The sequence below is a fragment of the uncultured Maribacter sp. genome (genome assembly GCF_947495965.1).
In the GTDB taxonomy this organism is placed as follows: domain Bacteria; phylum Bacteroidota; class Bacteroidia; order Flavobacteriales; family Flavobacteriaceae; genus Maribacter_B.
This window is the reverse complement of the sequence record NZ_CANMBB010000006.1, coordinates 177,926-198,172: the sequence shown is the minus strand read 5'-3', so window position 1 is coordinate 198,172 and position 20,247 is coordinate 177,926. Positions and strand designations below refer to the sequence as shown.

Sequence of the window (20,247 nt, the reverse complement as noted above, 5' to 3'; positions counted from 1 at the left end):
TATAAAATAGGAATGATACTAATTACAAAATATTTTAGAGTAAGTTTTGCATTAATTGTAGTGGTACTTATTCAGTCATGCTCTTCATCTAAGTCTAATTATAAAAAGGAATACGCTAAAGTTTGGAAGGAGCTTATAAAAACCGAAGCATGGAAACAAGCTTTAGTTTCTACAAAAGGTAATGCAAATTCTAATGAATTATATGCAAGTTCAGAAGAAGTTTTAATTTTAAGTACTCCGGGATCTTTTAAAACAATACAAAGCCCTTGGTTTAAAGATAAATATGCTTCTTTAGTATCTAGAGCATATTTTAAGATAATTTCTGAGGCACAAAAAGCTGACGCTAGATTACAGGAAGACTATGAGTATTGGACCACTAAGGAGGCTGCTTCTACAGAAAAGGATAAGGCATTAAAGAAAAGAGTAGGTTTAGTGATTAAAAAGTATGAAGCACATAAAAATATGCTTTCTGGCTTAAAATCTTGGAATATTTTTAGTGAAGATAGGTCTGGAGATTTAGACTACTTTAAAGCAGAGAATGATGAAGCAATACATAAAATGTATCTTCAAGGTTTAGAAGAAAAGGCTATGGTAAACTATCTTGTTTTTAAATTAGCCGATTTATACCATTTTGAGGAGTAAGGTTATTCTTTTATGGTATTTACAGTTACTTTTGTTATATGCCACACAAGACTTTAAAAGAAAATGCTTTTCAATTTTGTAAAGATTTTATTGATAATCGCCTTAAGCGTCTTCATAAACAAATACAAGAAATACAAACAGCATTAAGTTCAGAAACTAAAAGTAGTGTTGGTGATAAGCATGAAACTGGCAGAGCAATGGTACAGCTAGAAAGAGAAAAATTAGGTACCCAATTAGCAGAAGCCGAAAAAGTAGCCCAATTACTTAGTAAAATAGATATTGAAAAATCTCAGGAAAAAATTGGTTTAGGAAGTTTAATAAAAACAAACAAGCTTTCCTATTTTATAGCAATCTCTGCAGGCGAGTATAAAGGTAAAGATGCTTCTGTATATTGTATTTCTGCTGCTACACCAATTGCCAAGTTACTAATGGGCAAATGTGTTGGAGATTCCATAACGTTTAACAAAGTGGAGACAATGATAAAGGAAATTCTTTAAGATAAGTACTTATGTTGTAAAAGAAGAATCTCTAATAATAAGGCTTGTTTTAATTTTTACGGTTTTAATACTAATATCTTCATTTGGGGTTTCAATTTCTTGGATTAAATATTTTACTGCAGTTTTTCCAATTTTATTTCCTGGCTGATCTACGGTAGAAAGAGCTGGCTGTATTATGGTAGAGTTCATAGAATTACTAAAACCTACAACTGCAATTTGTTCGGGTATTTTTATTTTAAATTTATTTAATGCTTTAATTGCACCAATAGCAGCATTATCTGTAATAGCAAAAATGGCGTCGGGCGGATTTTTCATACTAATAAGAATGTTAGTAAGTCTTCTTCCGTTTGTTAAAGATATATCTTCGGTACTAAGAATTATTTTTTCATCTACAGGCAAGTTATGTTCTTTAAGAGCTTTTAAATAGCCTGCAAATCTTTTTTCAGAATTAAAAGAGTTCTCTGTTTCTTTAATAATCGCGATTCTTTTTTTACCAATATTAATTAGATGCTCTACGGCATTAAATGCCGCTTCTTTATCGTCTATAACTATTTGGGTACAAGGAATTTTATCAGACACTTTATCAAACATAACTAATGGTATACGGTTTAGTATTTGTAAAACATCTGTAACAGAAGTTGTTTTTCTTGCCAATGCCAGCAATACCCCATCTACGCCAAACTGTGTCATGGTTTGCAACATTTCGGTTTGTTTTGCTTCATTGTTTTTAGATTCAGATATAATTACCCTATACCCCTTCTCTTCGGCTTTTTCTAAAATCCCTTTTAAAATAGTAGAGGTAAAGTAATGTGTAATATTAGGGACAATAACCCCTAAAATATTAGTTTTCCTGGATCTAAAACTTTTTGCAAATAAATTAGGGGAATAATGGCGTTGTTTTGCTAAGGTTGTTACTCTTTCTACTGTACTTGGTTTAATATCAGGATGTTGGTTTAAAGCTCTTGAAACGGTTGAGATAGATAAATTGAGCTCTTTTGCTAAATCTTTTAATGTAATATTTCTTTGTTTACTCAAAATTTAAATCCTTTTTTAGGGTATTTTCATATTAAGATACAAAAAAAATTAAATTGCAAACGTTTCCGCAAACGTTTGCATAAGTTTTTCGTTAAAAAACAGCATAAAAATTAGGAATGTCAATATAATTTTATCAAAAAATTAACAATAACTCAAAAAACAATTAACTAAAAACTGTATTATGAAGAAAATACTCTTTACAATGATTTGTGTTTTTGGAATCACTTTTGCCTTTGCGCAAACAGAGATTCAAGGACACGTTAAAGACCTTTCTGGTAATCCTATTATAGGAGCCAATGTTTTAATTACTGGAACAACAACAGGAACAGTAACAGATTTTGATGGTAATTTTACAATAGAATCAGATTTAGAAGGAACACAAAAATTACAGGTTTCCTATTTAGGTTTTGCTTCTCAAGAAAAAGAAATGCAACTAAATGGTTCTCTGGTAAAAATAGATTTTATTTTATTAGAAGGAGGAGAGCAATTAGATGAGGTTGTACTTACTGGTTCTAGCACATTTAGATCTCAGAAACAAGCGCCTTTATCTATTACATCTGTAAAACAAGCAGAAATAGTAAAATTATCAGCAAATAGCCAGGCCGATATTTTAAGAAGTGTACCCGGTATTACTGCAGAAGGTGGTGGTGGTGAAACAGCAAGTAACATTTTTGTAAGAGGTTTACCTTCTGGAGGGCAATATGTATTTAACCCTTTACAGTATGATGGTATGCCATTAATGAGCACATTTGGTTTAAACTCTTCTGCACATGATGTTTATGCAAGACCGGATTTAGGTTTTAAAGGTGTAGAATTTGTTCGTGGTGGTTCTGCAGTATTATATGGTGCAGGTTCTGTTGCAGGTATTATTAACTATACTAGTAAAACAGGAGATACAAACCCTGGAAATACTATTAATATAGAAGTAGCTAATGAAGGCAGAATTAAAACGGAGTTTTATACAGGAGGAAGATTAGGTGGTGAAGAGTCTAATACTTTCTATGCTTTAACAGGTTTTGTACGTTATGATGAAGGGCCTATTAATACAGGATTACCAACAAAAGGTATTCAGTTAAGAGGTAATGTTAAAAAGAAGTTTGATAAAGGTTCTTTTACACTTCACGGACAATTTATTAATGATAATGCACAATTTTATATGCCTTTACCTTTACAAGGAGGTTCTAGAGATAGAATAAATGGTAATGACGGTAATCCTGTAGAACAATTAGGTACAGGAGAGTTAGCAAATACTTCTTTTAATACACCAGGCGGAGTTTATAATAGCCCAATTGCAGATGGTGTTTCTACAAAAGGAGGGTATCTTTTAGCAGATTTTAATTATAATATTGAAGATGATTTAAGATTTAAGTCTAAAATAAAATATGCAAATTACAAGCATAACTTTGCTTTATATGTTGGTGGTAATGGAAACAATAGTAACCCAATAACTTTAGATAATTATGTAGAAAGTTTAGACGCTGCAAACCAAGGATACCAAGCAACATACCAGAGTGGTGATCCAAACCAACAAGTTAGTGGTTCAGATTTAGTGGTAGATAATTTACATATTGATAGGTTAAGACCAATGACTGATTATTCTGGAGAAGCTTCATTAACTAAAACCGTTGAAACTGCCAATGGAGGAAGTCACAATATTACGGTAGGTACTTTCTTAGCACGTACAGAAGCGGAAGATGTAAACTATCAATTTAGAGCGTTATCAGAATTTAATAATACTCCACGTTTGGTTAATCTTAATTATACAGATGCAGCCGGTGAAAATGTAATATACTCTCAAGGAGGATTATATAACCGTATTGGGATGACATCTAATAACTATTTATCTCAAAATAGAACAGCATTATACCTTACTGATGAGATGATTTTTGACAGATGGCGTTTTGATGTTGGTTTTAGATGGGAAAAAACAGATGGTGAATTTGCTAAAGGAGGTTTAAGAACAGAAACTGTTTATGACGATGCAGATATAACTATAGGATTAAGTGATGTACAATCTGCAGATGGTAGTTTTGTAAGATCTACAGTAAGTGCTTCTGCATGGGCAGTATCTTTAGCAGCATTATATGAACTTTCTGATGCAACAAATTTATATGTTAACTTTTCTAAAGGATATTTCTTTCCACAATTAAGGGGTTTTGCTCCAGTAGCTGGTATTAGTGAAAACCCTTATGATGCAGAAAATATTATACAGTTTGAAGCTGGTGCAAAATTTGGAAATGAAAAACTATCAGGATCTTTAGCAGCGTATTATGTTAATTTAAATGATAGAATTAAAATTACTCAGGCTATTGTTGGCGGTCAATTAGTAGATGAAACAAGATCTACACAAAATACAGCAACCGTTGGTTTAGAAGCAACATGGGATTATAAATTTGCTCAAGATTTTAGTCTTAGAGGAACAGCTACATACCAAGATCATGAAATTACTAAAAACATAAATGAAGATTTAGTAAACGGTGGTTCTACTGCTGCTAATGAAGGGAATGAGTTAGCAAGACAACCAAATTTTTTAGGGAGTTTAGGGGTTTATTATGACAATAAAATGTTTGATGCTAGTTTCTCAGGAACACATACGGGAGCTAAATTTACAGATGATACTAACGGTATAGAGTTAGATGCAATTACTATTGCCCGTATAGGAGCTGGATATACATTTGCAATGGGAGAAAATAATGAAACATTAAGACTAGGTGTTTCAGTTTTTAATTTATTTGATAGTAATGGTATTACAGAAGGTAACCCCAGAGCAGGAGCTGCAGGAGCTACAGAAGGTGAGTTTTTCTTTGGAAGACCAATTTTACCAAGAAGATTCTTTGCAACAGCAACCTTAAATTTTTAGAGTCAGTTTAGTTTAAGTTTTAAGTAGTAACACACACTGGTGGTACTTTACCCCAGTGTGTTTTTATTTTATTTTATATGAAAGAGAAGTTAGTAGAAAAAGCAAAAGAAATATTAGATGCAAATTTTCAAGAAGGAGGATTTACGATTCCTTGTAAAGGTTTGTACCCTTTTCAATGGAAATGGGATTCTGGATTTATTGCTATAGGTCTAGCATATTACAATGTAAAAAATGCTAAGGCAGAAATAGAAACTCTATTAAATGCACAATGGGAAAACGGATTTATACCGCATATTGTTTTTCATAACGAGAGCGATACGTATTTTCCTGGTGCAGATTTTCACTTATCAAAACTACATCCTTTAGCTTCTAAAGAGTATAGATCTACAGGCATGACGCAGCCTCCGGTAACAGGTTTTGTGTTACAAGAGATGTTAAAAATAGCAGATGATAAAAAAGATATGCTAAGGTTTATAGCATCTCAAATTGATAAAGTATATGATAATCACAAGTATTTCTATTCCAATAGAGATATACATAATGAAGGTTTAGTATACATATATCATAACTGGGAATCTGGAACAGACAACTCTCCAATTTGGGATGATATTTGGGAAACCATGAACCCACCAGAATATACTTTTGAAAGAAGAGATACTACACATGTAGATGCTTCTCAAAGACCATCTAAAAGAGAGTATGATCATTATTTACATATTATAGAAATTGCTAAAGAACATAATTATAATGATGCTAAAATTGCGGAACTATCTCCTTTTTTAGTGCAAGACCCTTTATTTAATGCCATGCTAATAAAATCTAACGCTGCATTAATAGATTTATATGAAGAGATAGGAAATAATGAAATTAAAATTGCACAATTAAAAGAGTGGCAAACAAAGAGTATTTCTGGTTTTAACGCTAAATTATATGACGAGGAGCTAGGAGCTTATGTTCATTATGATTTAAGAAATAATAGACCAATACGTTTTGTATCTTCTTCTTCATTTTCTCCTCTTTATGCTGGTATTCCAAGTAAAGAAAGAGCGGCTAAATTGGTAAAAACAATGATGGATAAATTTGGTGGTGAAGACAAATACCTTTGCGCTTCTTTTGATCCTACAAGTAATCGTTTTAACCCTAGAAAATATTGGAGAGGCCCAGTTTGGATAAACCTTAACTGGATGTTGTATTATGGTCTTAAGGACTATGGTTATACAGATATTTCGGAAAGAGTAAAACAAGATTCTATTGAGCTGATTGCGAAAGATGGTTTTTACGAATATTTTGACTCTAGAAAAGAAATTAGGAAAACAGAAAATGGAGGTTACGGAGGTAATAATTTTTCTTGGAGTGCAGCTCTGTTAATAGATTTTTTACATCAGGAGTAAAATGTAATATAAAAATAGGATGGTATTTAACTTTTTAGAGGATTATATTTTAGAAAATAACAGAGTTAAATTAAGTCCTTTACGTAGTACTCATATAGATGAACTTGTCAGTATTTCTGAAGAATCAGATTTATGGACGCATTTTATTGAAAAGGGTAATGGAAGAAAGAATTTAGAGGCGTATATTAATAAAACAATAAAAAATAGAACATTAAAAAAAGAATATCCTTTTATAGTTTTTGATAAAAAAAATGGAAAATACGCAGGAACTACTCGTTTTTATGAGTATTCGCAAGAATTAAAAAACATTAAATTAGGGCATACATGGTATGGAAAAGAATTTAGAGGTACAGGCTTAAACAAACATTGTAAATATTTATTATTTCAATTTGTTTTTGATACTCTAGAGCTAGAAAGAATGGGTTTTGGAGCAAGTAGCGACAATAAAATTAGCATTGCAGCAATGCAAAGTGTAGGCTGTAAAAAGGAAGGTGTATTACGTAGTTTTTTACCATCCTCCAAAAATTCAAATAGGGCAGATATAGTTTTGCTAAGTATTCTTAAAGAAGAATGGATTAAAAAAGAAAAAGATATTTTAAAACACAAATTGTAACCCTTCGATAAAACTAAACCAAAATGAATTATTTAGATTATATCATAATTGTAGCTTATCTAATAGGTTTCTTAGGAATGGGTTACTTTTTTAAAGAAAATAAAGATTCTAAAGATTACTTTTTAGGAGGAAAAAGCCTTGGATGGTTTCCTCTAAGTTTGTCTACAATGGCAACACAGTTATCTGCAATAAGTTTTATTTCAGCACCTGCTTTTGTTGGCTTAAAATTAGGTGGCGGTATGAAATGGTTAACTTTTGAATTTGCAGTACCGTTAGCCATGATTTTTATTATGGTAATTATTGTGCCACCACTTTTTAGATCTGGAGTGGTAAGTATTTATGAATTTGTAGAAAGGCGTTTTCATCCATCTACAAGGCTTATTTTGAGTGTGGTGTTTTTAATAAGCAGAGCTTTAGCAACAGGAGTAATGGTATATACCGTTGCTATTATATTGCAAGCAGTTTTAGACATAGATTTTGTGTATACAGTTCTAATTATAAGTATAATTACTATAATTTATTCATGGCAAGGCGGTATGAAAGCTGTTGTTTGGGGAGATGCTATACAAATGATAATATTATTTGTTGGGTTATTAGTTTGTTTATTTTATGGCTGGGATTTATTACAAGGGCAAGGCGGATTAGAAAATGGCTTCCCAACAGAAAGGTTGCAAGTTATAGACTTTAATTTGGGATTAGGAAACAACCAAGAATATGGTTTATGGCCAATGATAATTGGAGGATTTTTTCTTTATGTTTCATACTACGGTTGTGATCAAACACAAGCGCAAAGACTACTATCTGCAAAAGACGAGGGTACTATTCGTAAATTATTATTAGCAAACGGATTGTTACGTTTTCCTGTAGTGTTATTGTATTGTTCTATAGGTTTAATAATAGGTGGTTTAGTAAGTATGTCTCCAGATTTTTTAAAAGATATAGCACTTATGACGCAAAAATATTTTCCAGAGGAATTTGCTAAAAATGGTGTTAAGGCCGATTTAATGATGCCTATATTTATTATAAAATATTTGCCTCATGGATTAATAGGATTACTAATGGTTGGTATTTTATCTGCCGCAATGTCTTCTTTAAGTTCTACAGTAAACTCCTTATCTGCAGTTACGGTAGAAGACTTTTTCTCTAAAGGTAAGAAGGAACTATCTTCTAAAAAATATATGTTAATCTCTAAGCTTTCTGTAATTTTTTGGGGAGTAGTTTGCATGTCTTGTTCCTTTCTTTTTGGAGGAAGTAAAAGTGCAGTAATAGAAATTATTAATGCTATTGGATCCGTGTTTTATGGGCCAGTATTGGTAACTTTTTTATTAGCCATGTTTAGTAAAAAAGTAAATTATATAGGAATGAATACAGGCATAATTTTGGCAGTCTTAATTAACCTTATTTTTTCTAAAACAATGCAAAACATATTCCATGTAGATTTAGGGATACACGTGTTTTGGATATGGTTAAACTTTACAGGAGTTATCCTTACACTAGTTTTTTCTTATGGTATTAGTTATTTAACTGGTTGGCAAAAAGAAAAGGGAGAATTAATGATAAGTGTATTACCTAAAAAAGAAGATTTCTTTATTAAAGAGGTTTATATTCTTATAGCATTTTTTATATTCATTTTGGTGTTAAGTTATTTTATACCACAGATTTATAGTTAGTTATGATGAATTACTTATTAATTCCAGATAAATTTAAAGGTTCATTAACCGCAACAGAAGTTATTGATGCTATTTCTAAAGGAATAAAAAAGGCAGATGTTACCTCTACTATTTTTAACATAATTGCTTCCGATGGTGGCGATGGTTTTTTAGATGCCATTTCTAATAGTATTCCAACTAATGAAGTAGAAATAGCTACAATAGACCCTATGGATAGGCCATTAAAGGCAACGTATTTGTTAAATGCAACAAATGATACCGCATATATAGAGTTAGCAAAAGCCTCTGGATTAGAACTTTTAAAAGAAGAAGAACGTAATGTAATGCAAATGTCTACCTATGGTACTGGGTTACAAATAAAAGATGCGGTTTCTAGAGGAGTAAAGACAATTTATTTGGGCTTAGGAGGTAGTGCAACAAATGATGCAGGTATAGGTATTGCAAGTGCTTTAGGTTATATTTTTAAGGATAAAAACGGGGAGGAAGTAAAACCAATAGGAGCCAATTTAGCTACAGTTTTTAAGATTGAAAAAAGCGAAACATTAAAAAAATATGAAGACGTTAAATTTTATGCTGTTAATGATGTAGACAATCCGCTTTTTGGAATTAACGGCGCAGCTCATGTATATGGGGAACAGAAAGGCGCTAGTAAAGAAGAAATTGCCTTTTTAGATAAAGGACTTGTACATATAAATAAAGTTATTAAGGAAAAACTTAAAAAAGATTTCGCATTAGTTCCAGGCGCAGGAGCAGCCGGAGGCACTGCTTATGGATTAAAAACTTTTTTTGATGCAACCTATGTAAGCGGAGTAGATTTTCTTTTAGAACTGGCAGAGGTGCCTAAAATTATTGAAAATCAAAAGATTAATTATATAGTTACAGGAGAAGGAAAAATTGATAGCCAAACCATACACGGAAAATTGGTAAACGGAGTGGTAAAAATGGCAAGAAAATACAAGATTCCCGTAGTTGCTATTTGTGGTAAGTTAGATACTGATGCTAATGAACTAAAAAAGTTAGGGGTACAAAAAGTAATGCAAACCTATAGCCCGTCTAAAGGGGTAAAATATAGCATGGAAAATGCATCTCAATTAATAGAAGAGTTAATAGAAGATTATTTTTTAAAAACACTAATCTAGATCCGGTTTTCTTCTATTTACTTTTTTTAATGCGGCTCTTTTTTTAGATTTTAAACGTTTTTCTATAGCAGATTTTTTGGGCTTAGAAGCTTTTCTTTTTTTAGGAATTAGTAGCGCACTTTCTATTAATTTTAAAAAGCGCTTAATTACTAAATCTTTGTTTTTATGTTGACTTCTACTCTCATCGCATTGCAAAATAAGAACATTTTCTTTGTTTATTTTATTAGATAATTTTTCAAGAATACGTTCTTTTTCAAAAGTTGTAAGTGCATTGGTTTTATTAATTTCAAAACTTAATTCTACCTTAGAAGAAACCTTGTTTACATGCTGGCCACCTGCACCACTACTCCTAATGCCTTTAAATTGTAATTCAGAAACCAATAGCGTTTTATTCATTACGGTCTTAAGATAGCCTTTGGTTAATAGTCTCAATAGAGATATTTAAATACACTTTTTTTCCTTTTTCTATAGCTGTAGTATGGTAAAAAAATATTTTTTCCTTTTCATATACCGCCTCTATTAAATAGTTAACACCTTGATAGTAATTCTTTTTTACTTGTACTTTTAACCCAGATTTTTCGGATACTTTAAATTCATTAGCATAAACAATTATTCTTCTTTTAGTATTTGCATATGTTTTTACAACATTTACTGGAATACGGTTGGCTTCTCCTAAAAGAGAAGCAACATATAAATTTGTAGGGCGCTCGTATAGTTTTTCAGGAGAATCTTGCGCTATTATTTTTCTGTTTTTTATTACAATAACTTGGTCTGCATAAGGTAATACGTCACTGGGGTCATGGGTTGCCGTTAAAACAGTAACTTTTTCTTTTTTTAAATACTTAAAAATATTTCTTCTAAGACTATTTTTTCTATAATTATCAATATGACTAAAAGGTTCATCTAATAATAAAAGTTCTGGTTGTTGTGCCAAAACTCTTGCTAAAGCTACCCTTTGTTGTTGTCCGCCACTTAAAAACTTTACCTTTGTGTGCGCAAAAGAAGTCATTTCAATAGTTTCTAAAAGCTCTTGGGTGCGTTTTTTAAGCTCTTCTGGCTCAAATACCGATAAATACTGACTCACATTTTCAAAAACTGTTGTATGCGGCATTAAGTCATAATCTTGCGCTAAAAACTTAATGTATTTTTCACCAGGAATTAATTTAAAAGCAGGCCCTAAAATTTGATTTTCTTTCCAAAAAATGGTGCCATTATTTAAATCATAAATACCGTAAATAAGCTTTAATAAGGTACTTTTACCACAACCGCTCTCCCCAATAAGAGATACGTGTTCTCCTTTTTTTATGTGGAAAGAAATTTTTTCTAAAATAGATGTTTCGTCGTAAGAAAAGTCTAGGTTATTTATTCGTAACATTTAGTTGTTATTTGGGAGAGTTTTAAATCCCATATTAAATAAAGTAAAAGAAAATATATCGGCATATTGTTCTATCGTTTTACTTACAGGGGTACCCGCGCCATGGCCAGCATTAGTTTCTATTCTAATTAAAGTAGGATTTTCTCCTGTTTGTTTGGATTGCAATTCTGCGGCAAATTTAAAACTATGTGCAGGAACAACACGGTCATCATGGTCTCCGGTGGTAATTAAAGTAGCTGGGTAAGTTGTTCCTTGTGTTACATTATGGACAGGAGAATAGCCTTTTAAATAGTTAAACATTTCTTTAGAATCGTTTGCAGTACCGTAATCGTAAGCCCAACCTGCACCTGCAGTAAAAGTATGGTAACGTAGCATGTCTAAAACACCAACAGCAGGTAGTGCTACCTTAGCTAAATTTGGGCGTTGTGTCATAGTAGCGCCTACTAAAAGCCCGCCATTACTACCACCACGAAGTGCTAAAAAGTTAGAAGAAGTATACTTGTTTTCTATTAAATATTCTGCGGCTGCAATAAAATCATCAAACACATTTTGTTTTTGCATTTTGGTACCAGCGTCATGCCATTTTTTACCATATTCGCCACCACCACGAAGATTAGGCACAGCATAAATTCCGCCTTGTTCCATCCAAACAGCATTGGTAATGCTAAAAGAAGGCGTTAAACTAATATTAAATCCACCATAGCCGTATAGAATAGTTGGGTTTTTACCGTTTAACTCAACCCCTTTTTTATGCGTAATTAGCATTGGTATTTTGGTGCCATCTTTAGACATATAAAATACCTGATTAGATTCATATTCATCTGAATTAAAATCAATTTCTGGAGTCCAATATAAATTGTACTCCCCGCTTTCTACATTGTATTTATAATAAGAACCTGGTGTTTTGTAATTTGAAAAAGAAAAGTAAAAATCTTTATCTTCTTTTTTTCCTCCAAAACCACCTGCACTACCTATTCCAGGAAGTTTTACTTCTCTTATAAGCTTACCATTATAATTATATTGATATACTTTAGAAATAGCATCTACCATATATTCTGCAAAGAAATAACCTCCGCCAGTATTAGGGCTTAAAACATTTTTAGTTTCTGGAATAAAATCTATCCATTTATCGGGTGTAGGATTGGCAGCATCTACGGTAACTATTTTTTTATTTGGAGCGTTTAAATTGGTAACAATGTAGAGTTTGGAGCCTACATTTTCAATAACATGACTATCTGTATTTGTGTGGTCTAGAATAGTAACAAGAGGTGCGTTTGGAATTCTTAAATCTTTAATAAACAACTTGTTTCCAGATGTTGAGGTAGATGCAGAGATTAATAAGTATGTATTATCTTCTGTTACACTAGCACCAACGTACCTATGTTTTTCGGTCTCAATGCCTCCATATATTAGGTCATCAGAACTCTGTGGCGTTTTAAGTTTATGGTAATAAACTTTGTGTTGGTCTGTTTTTGCAGAAAGCTCACTACCTTCTGGTTTGTCATAACTAGAATAGTAAAAACCTTCATTACCTTTCCAAGAAATACTACTAAATTTTATGTCTACTAAAGTGTCTCCAATTATTTCTTTGGTTTTAGTATCTAACACTATAGCTTTTCTCCAATCACTACCCCCTTCAGAAATAAGGTAGGCTGCAAGGGAGCCATCTTTAGAAAATTTTATTGCAGATAAAGATGTTGTTCCATCTTTAGAAAAGGTATTTGGATTTAAAAACACTTCTTCCTCATCTTTCAAGTTTTTTCTGTAAAGTACATATTGGTTTTGCAAACCATCATTTTTATAATAATAGGTGTAATTTCCTTTTTTAAATGGGGAAGTTAATTTTTCATAATTCCACAGTTTTTCTAGTCTATTTTTTAATTTCGATTTAAACGGAATTTTGTCTAGGTAACTAAAAGTGACTTTATTTTGTTCTTTTACCCAATCTTCTGTTTCGGTACTTCTATCATCTTCTAACCAACGATAAGGATCTTTTACGGTAGTTCCAAAAAAGGAGTCTTCAATGTTAACTTTTTTTGTGATAGGATATGTAATAGAAGGAGCTTCTTTCTCTTGCGCCATACAAAGGGTATTTACTAGTACTAATAAGGTTAAAAATGTAGAGGTTTTCATTTTTTTTAATTAATCAGCCCTAAATTAACACAAAAAAACCTTTGACACTAAAAGGGTCAAAGGTTTTTAAAGGAGGATTAAAATATTTGTGTCTACCTTAAAGTTTACACCAATTTTTTGTCTACTAAATATTCTGCAATTTGTACAGCATTTGTAGCAGCACCTTTTCTAAGGTTATCTGCAACAATCCACATATTTAAACTATTAGGCTGTGTTTCATCTCTACGAATTCTTCCAACAAAAACATCATCCTTTTCGTGAGCATAAATTGGCATTGGATAGGTATTCGTATCTGGATTATCTTGCACTGTTACTCCTGGAGTATCGTTTAATATGCTACGAACTTCATTTAAGTCAAAATCGTTTTCAAATTCTACATTTACAGATTCTGAGTGGCCACCTGCAGTTGGTATACGAACAGCGGTAGCACTAATAGAGAAAGTTCTATCATTTAAAATTTTCTGAGGCTCTCTTGCTAATTTCATTTCCTCTTTAGTGTAACCATTTTCTAAGAAAACATCGCAATGAGGTAATGCATTACGCCCAATTGGGTAAGGGTATGCCATTTCTCCTTCTATGCCAGCAACCTCATTTTCTAACTGTTTTACAGCTTTAACACCTGTACCTGAAACAGATTGGTACGTAGATACTACCACACGTTTCATTTTATATGTATTGTGTAATGGAGATAATGCCATGACCAATTGTATTGTAGAACAATTAGGGTTAGCAATAATTTTATCTTCTGCTGTTAGTTCATTTGCATTAATTTCAGGAACTACTAGTTTTTTAGTAGGATCCATACGCCATGCAGATGAATTATCTACAACAGTTGTTCCTGCTTCTGCAAACTTAGGAGCCCATTCTAATGAAGTATCTCCACCAGCCGAAAAAATAGCAATATCTGGTTTAGCTGCTACTGCATCTGCTAATCCAATAATTGTGTGATCTACACCTTTATATGCTAATTTTTTACCTACAGAACGTTCTGAGGCAACTAATAATAACTCTGTAATAGGAAAATTACGCTCTGCTAAAACTTTTAGCATTACCTCTCCTACCATTCCTGTAGCTCCTACAACTGCTATTTTCACTTTTACTTTATTTAAAGATTAAGCTGCAAATTTAAGTATAACTTGGAGTTGTACAAGTATTAAAACAAAGAATAATTAAAATATAACAAAATGTTTTATTTGCAACAAAATGTTTCTGTCAATAAAAAACCCCATCTATTTAGACAGGGTTATTTTATGTGTAAAAAGTATAATGATTACTTTTTTAAAGCATCACGAATCTCTGTAAGCAATTCTTCTGCAGTTGGTCCTGCAGGTGCAGCTTCTGGTTCTGGAGCTTTTGTTTTGTTGTAAGCTTTTACAATTAAGAACATAACAAAACCAACTATAATTAAACTAATAATGGTGTCAATCCATGCTCCGTATTCTACAGCTGCTACTCCTGCTTCTTTAGCAGCTGCTACTGTTTTGTAAACTTCATCTCCTGGAGTCCAAAATTTATCAGAAAAACTTACTCCACCAGTTACTAGACCAATAAGTGGCATAGCAATTTTAGAAACGAAACCAGTAATTACTGCGCCAAGTGCACCTGCCATAATAACTGCTACTGCAAAATCAATCACGTTTCCGGTCATGATGAAATTCTTAAATTCTTTTAACATAATATTTAGTGTTTAATTGGTTACATGTATTTAGACGCAATTTAATAAAAAAAGTCACATTTTAAATTTAGAAAACATAAATTAAATTAAAAATGTTCTTTTAACTCTAGATGCAATACCTGTTAATAGTTCATAGGAAATAGTATTTGCTGTTTTTGCAAAATCTTCTGCAGATTGTTCTGGTCCAAAAATAATTACTTCATCACCTTCCTCACATTCAATATTTGTTACATCAATCATAATCATATCCATACAAACATTACCAATAATAAGTGCTTTTTTTCCGTTTACTTCTACAAATGTTTTTCCTTTTCCGTATTGCCTACCAATACCGTCTGCATGACCAATTGGTAATGTTGCTGTAACTATAGTTTTATCTGCAATAAAAGCCCTGTTATATCCTATACTTTTTCCAGGTTCTAAGATATGTTTTTGAGAAATAATTGTTTTTAAGGTTGCTACAGGCTTTAATTTTTTATCAAAATAAGGATTATTTCCATAACCGTATAGTCCTATACCACTCCGAACCATAGAAAAATGTGCTTCAGGATAATTTAATATTCCAGAAGTGTTTGCCATATGTGTTAGTATAGGGTACGAAAGTAATTTTTCTATTTCTTCTTTAATTTCACAGAATTGTTTTATTTGACCCTGTGTAAACTTTTTTTCATTTAAATCTTCAGATGCAGCTAAATGAGAAAATATACTTTGTACATGTAAAGTACTATTGCTCTTTATAATAGAAATAATTTTAGGAATAGCTTCTTTGGTAAAACCTAATCTATTTAGTCCTGTATTAAACTTTATATGAATAGGGTAATTACTTTTATTTTCTTGTTTTGCTACCTCTAAAAATTCTTCAAGAATTTTTTTAGAATATAAATTAGGCTCTAGGTTATATTTTAGAACAGTTTTAAAATTTACTGCTTGCGGGTGTAGAACTAGGATAGGGGATTTAATTCCAGAATTTCTTAATTCTACCCCTTCTTTTGTATACGCAACTGCAAAATAGTCTACCCCTAAACTTTCTAGTTTTTTTGCAATCTTACAGGCATCACTGCCGTAGGCAAAAGCTTTAGTAACCGCTAAGAATTTAGTAGTGGGTTTTATTTTAGAGGTTATAAAATTATAATTATGCTCTAGAGCAGACATACTAATCTCTAAAACTGTTTCTTGAGTTTTAGCCATTAGCGTTTTTTTTAGAAGGTGCTATTTCTTGAGATTTTACTGGAAATTCTTTTACCTTTTCTTTTAATTGAGCTTTGTAAAAAGAACCTCTACTTAGCGGTTCGTATGCTTCTACTTCTCCTAAAAGAACAAGATCCTCGCTATTAGCTTTTCTAAAACTATAATTTGCTAAGTTTCCAGATCGTGTACAAATAGCATGAACTTTAGTTACATATTCTGCAGTGGCCATTAGATTAGGCATTGGCCCAAAAGGATTTCCTTTAAAATCCATATCTAAACCAGCAACAATAACACGAATACCTTTGTTTGCAAGATCATTACAAACAGCCACAATTTCATCATCAAAAAACTGCGCTTCATCAATGCCTATAACGTCACAATTTTCTGCGAGTTTTCTAATTTTAGCGGCAGATTCTACAGGCGTAGAATGTATTTCATTAGAATCATGAGAAACCACTTTACTTTTATCGTAACGTGTATCTACCATGGGTTTAAAAATGACAACATTTAATTTAGCAAATTGAGCACGTTTTAACCTTCTAATTAATTCTTCTGTTTTACCAGAGAACATAGATCCAGCAATAACCTCAATCCAGCCAAATTGTTCTTTATGATTAACGGTATTTTCAAGAAACATTTTGTAATTTTAGACGAAAATAAGGTGTTTTTTCGTTCTTATTTAGCGATGATATAAATTTAAGAAAAAAATACACCTTTTCTGAAAGGATAAAAATAGCGTCATGAAAAAGAAAATAAAAGCAGAGTTAGTAAAACTAGCAACACAAATTATTACTGCAGAAGACCTTACAGAAATTACGGCACTATATGATGCAAGTAAAGAGATGTATGAGAAATTAGCAGTTTTAAAATACATAAATGATAACTTAAATGACGTTGAAGTAAATGTTGCTAAAAGCCCTATAGCGGCTAAGTTTGAAAAAATGGCGAATGCAGTTTTAAATGAAAATAAACTAGTTCCAGAAAGCAATCCGCATGAAGAAGATATTATGATTCCTGGTATGGATACCATAAAAGACATGGTTTTAGAAATGCCAGAGGATAAAAAAGTTGATGCCGTTTTATCAGAATTTTTAGGAAAACCTAAGTACGCTAAGAATGATAAAGAACTTTTTATGCCAAAAGAGGATGAGTTGCTTACCAGAGAAACAAAATCTGTAAATGATAGAATAAGTAACAAGGAAATTAAGGTAGATTTAAATAATAGACTTGCGTTTGTAAAGCACCTTTTTAATGATAGTACAGAAGATTACAACCGTGTATTATCACAGTTAAATACCATAGACTCAGAAGAACGTTCTGTTTCTTTTATTGTGAATATGGTAAAACCAGATTATAATAATTGGGAGGGAAAAGAAGATTTAGAGCAACGTTTTATGCAGCTTATTGAGCGTAAGTTTGCGTAAAACTTTAAAATATTTTTTTTAATTTCAATACCTTGCTTTTGCAGGGTATTGTTGTTTTAAGACTATTTGTACGACTAAGCATTTATAGTAAATCAAAAAAGTATAAAATGAAAACACAAAAAATAATGTATTGGGTTGCAACAGGCTTATTAACGGTATTAATGCTTTTTTCTGCATCTATGTATTTTTTTAAGCATGAAATGATTAAAGATGCGTTTATATCTTTTGGGTATCCTACCTACATAATTTATCCGTTAGCTGTGGCAAAATTATTAGGATTAGGAGTACTATTATCTAATAAAGGAAAAGCTTTAAAGGAATGGGCATATGCAGGTTTTTTCTTCGATTTTGTACTCGCTTTTTTTGCACATTATATGATTAATGATGGCCAACAAGCCTTAGCAGTTGTAGGTTTGGTAGTTTTATTGACTTCGTATTTTCTTGGAAAGAAAGTAAGGCCGTAAATTTGCAGTATGGGAAAACTCTATTTAGTGCCAACACCAATAGGTAATTTAGAAGATATTACATTACGTGCTATACGTGTACTAAAGGATGCAGACCTTATTTTGGCAGAAGACACTAGGACTAGTGGTAAGCTTTTAAAACATTTAGAAATTGGCACACCAATGCAAAGCCATCATATGCATAATGAGCATAAAATGGTAGACGCTTTGGTACATAAAATTCAAGCAGGAACTACTATTGCCTTAATTTCGGATGCAGGCACACCGGCAATATCAGACCCTGGATTTTTACTTACTAGAGCTTGTGTTGCAGAAAATATTGAGGTAGACTGTTTGCCTGGAGCAACAGCTTTTGTACCTGCATTGGTAAATAGTGGGTTGCCTAATGATAAGTTTGTTTTTGAAGGATTTTTACCTGTAAAAAAAGGAAGACAAACACGATTAAAGCTACTTTCCGAAGAAACGAGAACCATTATTTTTTATGAATCGCCTCATAAACTAGTAAAGACATTAGGACAGTTTGTAGAATATTTTGATGCCGAAAGGCCAGTTTCTGTTTCTAGAGAACTTACCAAAATGTATGAAGAAACCGTAAGAGGAACCGCTGAGGAAGTTTTAAAACACTTTACAGAAAAACCTCCCAAAGGCGAAATAGTAATTGTTGTAGGAGGAAAAAAATAAGAGATATTTAAGTATGAAAATAGAAGATTTTAAAAACAAATTAAGTACAGAAGGTAAAGTTGAATTTACAGATACCATGGCCGTTATTGAAGCCAATTATGAATTTAGGCCAACCGCTTTTACTAATGGAAAATTGCAAAATAATGCTGGCGAAAACTCAGGCTCTTGTAAGTTGTTTGCATTTGCTAGTTTACAAAAGTTATCTAAAGAAGATACTTTAGCTTGCTTTGGTAAGTACTATACAGAAGAGGTTTTACAAGATATAGAGGGAACGGGACACCAGAATATTAGAAATTTTATGGCAACAGGTTTTGATGGAATTTCTTTTGATGGAGAAGCATTAAAAACTAAATAAGATATAATGGAAAAGCTCCTTTCCGACATCCGAGCGTGTGCTATTTGTAAGGAGCATTTAATTTTAGGCCCAAAGCCTGTAGTTGTTGCGCACCCGGAAGCTAAAATTGCAATTATAGGGCAAGCTCCAGGAACCAAAGTACATGCTTCTGGTATTCCATGGGATGATCCCAGCGGAAAGCAGCTTCGGAAATGGATGGGAATAACAGACGAAGTTTTTTATGATGAAAAACAAATAGCAATTATTCCTATGGGGTTTTGTTATCCTGGAAAAGGAAAAACGGGAGATTTACCACCAAGACCAGAATGTGCTCCTTTATGGCATGAGCAGTTGTTTAATAAACTTCCGAAATTAGAATTGGTTCTTTTAATAGGTATCTACGCCCAAAAATATTATTTAGGAAAAACGGCAGAAAAGAACTTAACAGAAACTGTTCGCGTATTTGAGAATTACCTTCCTAAGCACTTTCCTTTACCGCATCCTTCTCCTAGAAATAGATTTTGGCTTACTAAAAATCCTTGGTTTAATAGAGATGTTTTGCCGGTGTTTAAGGAGAGGGTTAAGAGCACTTTAAAATAATTATAAAAATACATTGTCTGTCTAGAAATTGTATTTTTGAATAACACAGAAAATAAATTATGAGTACAACAAATAAAGTAACTACAAAATGGTTGGGTAATATGGCTTTTGAGAGCGATAACCCATCTGGGCATAGCCTAAAAATAGATATTGCTAAAGAAGATGGCGGAGATGGTAGTGGGTATAGACCCAAAGCCTTAATGCTTAGTTCTCTTGCAGGTTGTTCTGGCTTAGATGTAGCAGCAATGATAAAAAAGATGAAGCTAGAGGTAGAAGAATTTACGATAGAAACTATTGCAAATTTAACAGACGAGCATCCAAAATTTTACAATGCAGTTACGGTAGAATATCATTTTACAGGACCAAATTTACATGAGAAAAAATTACAAAGAGCAGTAGACTTGTCTATAGAAAAGTATTGTGGTGTAATGGAGATGTTCCGCCAGTTTGCTTCTATGGAAATTAAAACGGTTTTTCATCATAAATAAATTATTCGTCGCTTCGAGTAATTTTGACGGTAGGAGAA

General features: G+C 32.2%; 21 protein-coding genes. 13 read left to right on the top strand and 8 right to left on the bottom strand.

From position 1 onward, the window contains the following. Positions 1 to 12 precede the first annotated feature (12 nt). Together Q0820_RS12985 and Q0820_RS12980 are read left to right on the top strand one after the other, a co-directional pair. Positions 13 to 642 (top strand): hypothetical protein, encoded by a 630-nt coding sequence (locus tag Q0820_RS12985; protein ID WP_298488075.1) that lies wholly within the window; start codon positions 13 to 15, stop codon positions 640 to 642. 38 nt (positions 643 to 680) lie between these two features. Beyond that, positions 681 to 1,139 carry a 3-oxoacyl-ACP synthase gene (locus Q0820_RS12980; protein WP_298488074.1) on the top strand — a complete coding sequence of 153 codons (459 nt, stop codon included), beginning with the start codon at positions 681 to 683 and terminating at the stop codon, positions 1,137 to 1,139. Positions 1,140 to 1,148: 9 nt separating this feature from the next. Here the strand turns inward: Q0820_RS12980 and Q0820_RS12975 are convergent, their stop codons facing one another. Continuing rightward, the gene (locus Q0820_RS12975; protein ID WP_298488073.1) at positions 1,149 to 2,174 is read right to left on the bottom strand and encodes a LacI family DNA-binding transcriptional regulator; all 1,026 of its coding nucleotides are present in this window, start codon (positions 2,172 to 2,174) and stop codon (positions 1,149 to 1,151) included. Positions 2,175 to 2,355: 181 nt separating this feature from the next. Between Q0820_RS12975 and Q0820_RS12970 the strand changes: the two genes are divergently transcribed. The 5 genes from Q0820_RS12970 to Q0820_RS12950 all read left to right on the top strand — a co-directional run bounded on the left by Q0820_RS12970 (position 2,356) and on the right by Q0820_RS12950 (position 9,847). Then, positions 2,356 to 5,034, top strand: coding sequence for a TonB-dependent siderophore receptor (locus Q0820_RS12970; protein ID WP_298488072.1), 2,679 nt, complete (start codon positions 2,356 to 2,358; stop codon positions 5,032 to 5,034). A 77-nt stretch (positions 5,035 to 5,111) separates the two neighbouring features. Continuing rightward, a complete protein-coding gene (locus Q0820_RS12965; protein ID WP_298488071.1) occupies positions 5,112 to 6,425 on the top strand; it encodes a trehalase family glycosidase in 1,314 nt (437 codons plus the stop codon). 19 nt (positions 6,426 to 6,444) lie between these two features. Then, positions 6,445 to 7,038, top strand: a complete 594-nt coding sequence (locus Q0820_RS12960; protein ID WP_298488070.1) for a GNAT family protein — start codon at positions 6,445 to 6,447, stop codon at positions 7,036 to 7,038. A 23-nt stretch (positions 7,039 to 7,061) separates the two neighbouring features. Then, on the top strand, positions 7,062 to 8,708 hold the full coding sequence (locus tag Q0820_RS12955; RefSeq protein ID WP_298488069.1) for a sodium/solute symporter: 1,647 nt from the start codon (positions 7,062 to 7,064) through the stop codon (positions 8,706 to 8,708). A 2-nt stretch (positions 8,709 to 8,710) separates the two neighbouring features. Beyond that, positions 8,711 to 9,847: a glycerate kinase gene (locus Q0820_RS12950; RefSeq protein WP_298488068.1), complete on the top strand. Its 1,137-nt coding sequence runs from the start codon at positions 8,711 to 8,713 to the stop codon at positions 9,845 to 9,847. Here the strand turns inward: Q0820_RS12950 and arfB are convergent. The 7 genes from arfB to Q0820_RS12915 form a co-directional block, all read right to left on the bottom strand. Then, positions 9,839 to 10,243 carry an alternative ribosome rescue aminoacyl-tRNA hydrolase ArfB gene (arfB, locus tag Q0820_RS12945; RefSeq protein ID WP_298488067.1) on the bottom strand — a complete coding sequence of 135 codons (405 nt, stop codon included), beginning with the start codon at positions 10,241 to 10,243 and terminating at the stop codon, positions 9,839 to 9,841. The two genes, Q0820_RS12950 and arfB, sit on opposite strands and share 9 nt — an antisense overlap. Positions 10,244 to 10,250: 7 nt before the next feature. Continuing rightward, positions 10,251 to 11,222: an ABC transporter ATP-binding protein gene (locus tag Q0820_RS12940; protein WP_298488066.1), complete on the bottom strand. Its 972-nt coding sequence runs from the start codon at positions 11,220 to 11,222 to the stop codon at positions 10,251 to 10,253. Then, positions 11,223 to 13,355, bottom strand: coding sequence for a prolyl oligopeptidase family serine peptidase (locus tag Q0820_RS12935; RefSeq protein ID WP_298488065.1), 2,133 nt, complete (start codon positions 13,353 to 13,355; stop codon positions 11,223 to 11,225). A gap of 104 nt (positions 13,356 to 13,459) precedes the next feature. Next, a complete protein-coding gene (locus tag Q0820_RS12930) occupies positions 13,460 to 14,449 on the bottom strand; it encodes an aspartate-semialdehyde dehydrogenase (protein ID WP_298488064.1) in 990 nt (329 codons plus the stop codon). A gap of 176 nt (positions 14,450 to 14,625) precedes the next feature. Then, a complete protein-coding gene (gene mscL / locus Q0820_RS12925) occupies positions 14,626 to 15,030 on the bottom strand; it encodes a large conductance mechanosensitive channel protein MscL (RefSeq protein WP_298488063.1) in 405 nt (134 codons plus the stop codon). A gap of 81 nt (positions 15,031 to 15,111) precedes the next feature. After that, positions 15,112 to 16,218, bottom strand: coding sequence for an alanine racemase (gene alr / locus Q0820_RS12920; protein WP_298488062.1), 1,107 nt, complete (start codon positions 16,216 to 16,218; stop codon positions 15,112 to 15,114). After that, positions 16,211 to 16,855, bottom strand: coding sequence for a thymidine kinase (locus tag Q0820_RS12915; RefSeq protein WP_298488061.1), 645 nt, complete (start codon positions 16,853 to 16,855; stop codon positions 16,211 to 16,213). The genes alr and Q0820_RS12915 overlap by 8 nt, the downstream gene beginning before the upstream one ends. A 103-nt stretch (positions 16,856 to 16,958) precedes the next feature. On the opposite strand from Q0820_RS12915, the gene Q0820_RS12910 reads away from it, so the two are divergent. From Q0820_RS12910 to Q0820_RS12885, 6 genes are all read left to right on the top strand, one after another. Then, positions 16,959 to 17,642, top strand: coding sequence for a hypothetical protein (locus Q0820_RS12910; RefSeq protein WP_298488060.1), 684 nt, complete (start codon positions 16,959 to 16,961; stop codon positions 17,640 to 17,642). A gap of 107 nt (positions 17,643 to 17,749) precedes the next feature. Next, positions 17,750 to 18,106 carry a DoxX family protein gene (locus tag Q0820_RS12905; protein WP_298488059.1) on the top strand — a complete coding sequence of 119 codons (357 nt, stop codon included), beginning with the start codon at positions 17,750 to 17,752 and terminating at the stop codon, positions 18,104 to 18,106. A gap of 9 nt (positions 18,107 to 18,115) precedes the next feature. Continuing rightward, the gene (gene rsmI, locus Q0820_RS12900) at positions 18,116 to 18,787 is read left to right on the top strand and encodes a 16S rRNA (cytidine(1402)-2'-O)-methyltransferase (RefSeq protein WP_298488058.1); all 672 of its coding nucleotides are present in this window, start codon (positions 18,116 to 18,118) and stop codon (positions 18,785 to 18,787) included. Between the two features lie 13 nt (positions 18,788 to 18,800). Beyond that, positions 18,801 to 19,142, top strand: a complete 342-nt coding sequence (locus tag Q0820_RS12895; RefSeq protein ID WP_298488057.1) for a HopJ type III effector protein — start codon at positions 18,801 to 18,803, stop codon at positions 19,140 to 19,142. Positions 19,143 to 19,148: 6 nt separating this feature from the next. Then, on the top strand, positions 19,149 to 19,721 hold the full coding sequence (locus Q0820_RS12890) for a uracil-DNA glycosylase family protein (RefSeq protein ID WP_298488056.1): 573 nt from the start codon (positions 19,149 to 19,151) through the stop codon (positions 19,719 to 19,721). A gap of 59 nt (positions 19,722 to 19,780) precedes the next feature. Further along, positions 19,781 to 20,209, top strand: coding sequence for an OsmC family protein (locus tag Q0820_RS12885; protein WP_298488055.1), 429 nt, complete (start codon positions 19,781 to 19,783; stop codon positions 20,207 to 20,209). The last annotated feature ends 38 nt before the right edge of the window (positions 20,210 to 20,247 follow it).

Bases quoted from the DNA above. Each gene is read 5' to 3' on its own strand.
- Q0820_RS12950 (WP_298488068.1), top strand. From the start codon at position 8,711: ATGATGAATTACTTATTAATTCCAGATAAATTTAAAGGTTCATTAACC.
- Q0820_RS12960 (WP_298488070.1), top strand. From the start codon at position 6,445: ATGGTATTTAACTTTTTAGAGGATTATATTTTAGAAAATAACAGAGTT.
- Q0820_RS12890 (WP_298488056.1), top strand. From the start codon at position 19,149: ATGGAAAAGCTCCTTTCCGACATCCGAGCGTGTGCTATTTGTAAGGAG.
- Q0820_RS12940 (WP_298488066.1), bottom strand. From the start codon at position 11,222: ATGTTACGAATAAATAACCTAGACTTTTCTTACGACGAAACATCTATT.
- alr (WP_298488062.1), bottom strand. From the start codon at position 16,218: ATGGCTAAAACTCAAGAAACAGTTTTAGAGATTAGTATGTCTGCTCTA.
- Q0820_RS12910 (WP_298488060.1), top strand. From the start codon at position 16,959: ATGAAAAAGAAAATAAAAGCAGAGTTAGTAAAACTAGCAACACAAATT.
- Q0820_RS12955 (WP_298488069.1), top strand. From the start codon at position 7,062: ATGAATTATTTAGATTATATCATAATTGTAGCTTATCTAATAGGTTTC.
- Q0820_RS12885 (WP_298488055.1), top strand. From the start codon at position 19,781: ATGAGTACAACAAATAAAGTAACTACAAAATGGTTGGGTAATATGGCT.
- Q0820_RS12970 (WP_298488072.1), top strand. From the start codon at position 2,356: ATGAAGAAAATACTCTTTACAATGATTTGTGTTTTTGGAATCACTTTT.
- Q0820_RS12935 (WP_298488065.1), bottom strand. From the start codon at position 13,355: ATGAAAACCTCTACATTTTTAACCTTATTAGTACTAGTAAATACCCTT.
- Q0820_RS12965 (WP_298488071.1), top strand. From the start codon at position 5,112: ATGAAAGAGAAGTTAGTAGAAAAAGCAAAAGAAATATTAGATGCAAAT.
- Q0820_RS12905 (WP_298488059.1), top strand. From the start codon at position 17,750: ATGAAAACACAAAAAATAATGTATTGGGTTGCAACAGGCTTATTAACG.
- Q0820_RS12895 (WP_298488057.1), top strand. From the start codon at position 18,801: ATGAAAATAGAAGATTTTAAAAACAAATTAAGTACAGAAGGTAAAGTT.
- Q0820_RS12915 (WP_298488061.1), bottom strand. From the start codon at position 16,855: ATGTTTCTTGAAAATACCGTTAATCATAAAGAACAATTTGGCTGGATT.
- Q0820_RS12980 (WP_298488074.1), top strand. From the start codon at position 681: ATGCCACACAAGACTTTAAAAGAAAATGCTTTTCAATTTTGTAAAGAT.
- rsmI (WP_298488058.1), top strand. From the start codon at position 18,116: ATGGGAAAACTCTATTTAGTGCCAACACCAATAGGTAATTTAGAAGAT.
- mscL (WP_298488063.1), bottom strand. From the start codon at position 15,030: ATGTTAAAAGAATTTAAGAATTTCATCATGACCGGAAACGTGATTGAT.
- Q0820_RS12985 (WP_298488075.1), top strand. From the start codon at position 13: ATGATACTAATTACAAAATATTTTAGAGTAAGTTTTGCATTAATTGTA.
- arfB (WP_298488067.1), bottom strand. From the start codon at position 10,243: ATGAATAAAACGCTATTGGTTTCTGAATTACAATTTAAAGGCATTAGG.